Raw genomic sequence first — 3,533 nt, 5'->3', positions numbered from 1 at the left:
GCGCAGTACTTCGCCTCGGCCATCGACCGCACCAACTGGCACGAGATCATGGGGACCATCGCCGGGGATGACACCGTCCTGTTGATCGCCCGCGAGGTCGACGGTGGGGGAGCCCTGGCAGCGCGCTTCATGGAGATGGGCGGGAGCCAGGCCGCCGACGAGGCCTGAGCCCGATCGTCCTTCCACGGCTGGGCCCGCAGCTGGCCCTTCGACTCGAGGACCGCAAGACTGGACCCGGTGGGGACGCCGGGCCGACGACCAATGAGGAGTTTTTGACGTGAACAAGTCCGAGCAGGGCCATGCCGAGGGAATGCTCTGGGGAGGACGCTTCGCCGGCGGCCCCGCGGATGCCATGTTTGCCCTGAGCAAGTCGACGCACTTCGACTGGCGTCTGGCCCGGCATGACCTGGCCGGTTCCGTGGCCCACGCCCACGCGCTGCACCGCGCGGGGCTGCTGACCGATGACGAGCACCGCGAGCTGGTGGCCGGGCTCGGGGAGCTGGACCGTCGCGTGGTGGAGGACGAGTTCGTCCCGGCCGCCGGCGACGAGGACGTCCACGGCGCACTGGAGCGCGGGCTGGTCGAGGTCGTCGGCCGTGAGCTGGGCGGCCGCCTGCGGGCCGGTCGTTCCCGCAATGACCAGATCGCAACACTGGTGCGCAGCTACCTGCGCGAGGAGCTGCGCGTGATCGCCTCTGAGGTGGCCGAGGTGGTTCGCGCGCTGCACGGCCAGGCAACGACGCACCTGGGTGCGCCCATGCCCGGTCGCACGCACCTGCAGTCGGCGCAGCCGCTGTTGCTGTCCCACCACCTGCTGGCACACGCCTGGCCGCTGCTGCGCGACGTGGACCGCATCGCCGACCTGGACCGTCGCCTGGCGGTCTCGCCCTATGGCTCGGCCGCGCTGGCCGGCACCTCCCTGGGTCTCGACCCCCAGGCGGTGGCCCGCGACCTCGGTTTCGACGGCTCGGTGCCGAATTCCATCGACGGTACGGCCGCCCGCGACCTGGTGGCGGAGGCCTGTTTCGTGCTGGCCCAGATCGCGGTGGACCTCTCGCGGATCAGCGAGGAGATCATCCTGTGGTCGACCGTGGAGTTCGGTTTCGCCAAGCTGCACGACGCCTGGTCGACGGGCTCGTCGATCATGCCCCAGAAGAAGAATCCCGACGTCGCCGAGCTGGCCCGTGGCAAGGCCGGTCGTCTGATCGGCGACCTGGCCGGTCTGATGAGCACGCTCAAGGGGCTGCCCCTGGCCTACAACCGTGACCTGCAGGAGGACAAGGAGCCGGTCTTCGACGCCCTGGACCAGCTGCACATGTTGCTGCCGGCCATGGCCGGCACCATTGCGACCCTGGACTTCCAGACCCATCGGATGGCCCAGCGCGCGCCCGAGGGCTTCAGCCTGGCCACCGACGTGGCCGACTGGCTGGTGCGCCAGCGGGTGCCTTTCGCCCTGGCCCACGACATCTCGGGCAAGGCGGTGCAGTACTGCGAGAGCAAGGGCAAGGAGCTCTACGAGCTCACTGCCGACGAGCTGCCCGGCATCGACGAGAACCTCACCCCCGAGGTGCTGGAGGTGCTCACCGTCGAGGGATCGATCGACGCGCGCAATGGCCGTGGAGGGACCGCGACCTCGGCCGTGCGTGACCAGCTGGACGAGTGCGAACAGTGTCTGGCCGAGCTCCTGGACGGGCTGGCCGACTGGGACCCGGTCCGCGCTCGGTGACGTGCCGGTGCCGGGCAGGGGGAGTCGACTAGGGTGGGTCGCGTGAATGCCGTACTGGATGAATTGAAGTGGCGAGGGCTGGTCTACCAGTCGACCGACGAGGCTGCCCTGGCGGCCCATCTCGACGAGGGGCCGGTCACCGGTTATGTGGGCTTCGACCCTTCCGCCCCCAGCATCCATTTCGGAAACCTGGTCCAGTTGATGGTCTGGCGGCGTCTCCAGGCAGCCGGCCACAAGCCGCTGCTCCTGGTGGGCGGCGCGACCGGTCTGATCGGTGATCCGCGGATGAGCAGCGAGCGCAACCTCAACCCGAAGGAGATCGTCGAGCAGTGGGTGGAGCGGATCCGCTCGCAGGTGAGCCGCTTCGTCGACTTCGATGGCAGCAATGGCGCCGAGGTGGTCAACAACTACGACTGGACCAAGGACCTCGGTACGTTGGACTTCCTGCGCGACGTGGGCAAGTACTTCTCGGTGAACCGGATGCTGGCTCGGGACGTGGTGGCCAGTCGTCTTGAATCGGGCATCAGCTACACCGAGTTCAGCTACATCCTGTTGCAGTCGCTGGACTACCGCGAGCTCTACCGGACCAAGGGTTGCACCCTGCAGACCGGTGCTTCGGACCAGTGGGGCAACATCTCCTCGGGTGTCGAGCTGATCCGTCGCAGCGAGGGTGGCAAGGTTCACGGCCTGTGCACCCCCTTGCTGACCAAGGCCGACGGGTCCAAGTTCGGCAAGACCGAGTCCGGCACGGTCTGGCTCGACTCGACCATGACCTCGCCCTATGCCTTCCACCAGTTCTTCCTGAATGCAGAGGATGCGAAGGTCATCGACTACCTCAAGGTCTTCAGCGACCGGGACCGCGACGAGATCGACCAGCTCGACCATCTCACCCAGACCGAGCCGCACCGCCGCGCTGCCCAGAAGGCACTGGCGGACGACATCACCGACCTGGTGCACTCGGTGGCCGAGCGGGAGGCGGCGGTGGATGCCGCCCAGGCACTGTTCGGCCGGGGCGACCTGTCCGCCCTTCCCAGCCAGACGCTCCAGGCAGTGATGAACGAGGTGGGCCTGTCGCAGGTGTCCGGGACGGAGCTTCCCACCATCGTCGATGCGCTGACCGACGCCAAGGTCGTGGCCTCGAAGGGTGCCGCCCGACGGGCCGTCGCCGAGGGTGGCGCCTACCTGAACAACCAGAAGGTCACCGATCCCGAGCAGCGACTGACCGCGGACCACCTGCTCGACGGCCGCTTCGCACTCCTGCGCCGCGGCAAGAAGACCCTCGGGGCCCTGGAGTTCACGGCCTGAGGATCTGTAGGCTGCGTTGACAAGGTGTGATCGGGGTGTGGCGCGGGTGCGCCGCACCCCGATTTGCGCGCACGGGAGCAACCGACTAATGTCTTCCAAGCCTCCTCGGTGAGTGGCGCTACGGACAACAGTTCGGGGAGCCGGCCGAGAGGACACCCAGACAATGTCGCCCCTCACAGGCCAGTGGCCCGTGACCAAGGGGAGAAGTGTATTTGGGTGGTGGTGGGAAAGCTCGCTTGACGCAAGCCGACACGCCACGTAGTGTACTCCGAGTCGCCTGGCGACGGGGGCCGTGAGAAGCCTCCAGGAAGTACAGCTGACAAGCCGGTTTGACATCGGGGAGTTGGTTGCAGTAAGTTTTGTCGAGTTGCCCCAAGCGGATGTCCTTCGGGATGGATGTGCGGGTCGCACCCGATTCTTGAGAACTCAACAGCGTGTCTAAAGTCAATGCCAAATGTTTTACCCGTGGCCATTGATGTCCTGCCTTTTGGGGTGGGGTTGA

At 67.0% G+C, this 3,533-nt stretch carries 2 protein-coding genes and 1 pseudogene; all 3 read left to right on the top strand.

Annotation, left to right across the window (positions count from 1 at the left end; genetic code table 11):
- A pseudogene (locus ACHFFZ_RS03365) lies at window positions 1-168 on the top strand (arginine repressor); the annotation flags it as partial.
- 142 nt (window positions 169-310) lie between these two features.
- Entirely contained in the window at window positions 311-1,726 is a 1,416-nt protein-coding gene (argH, locus tag ACHFFZ_RS03360; protein WP_394275251.1) for an argininosuccinate lyase, read from the top strand.
- 42 nt (window positions 1,727-1,768) lie between these two features.
- Window positions 1,769-3,031: a tyrosine--tRNA ligase gene (gene tyrS, locus ACHFFZ_RS03355; RefSeq protein ID WP_394275250.1), complete on the top strand. Its 1,263-nt coding sequence runs from the start codon at window positions 1,769-1,771 to the stop codon at window positions 3,029-3,031.
- The last annotated feature ends 502 nt before the right edge of the window (window positions 3,032-3,533 follow it).

The sequence above is a fragment of the Luteococcus sp. genome, assembly GCF_043424415.1.
In the GTDB taxonomy this organism is placed as follows: Bacteria; Actinomycetota; Actinomycetes; order Propionibacteriales; family Propionibacteriaceae; genus Luteococcus.
The sequence above is the reverse complement of the archived record's forward strand: the minus strand, read 5'-3'. Positions and strand labels throughout refer to the sequence as shown.

Coding starts and splice junctions, on each gene's coding strand:
- argH (WP_394275251.1), top strand. CDS start 311: ATGCTCTGGGGAGGACGCTTCGCCGGCGGCCCCGCGGATGCCATGTTT.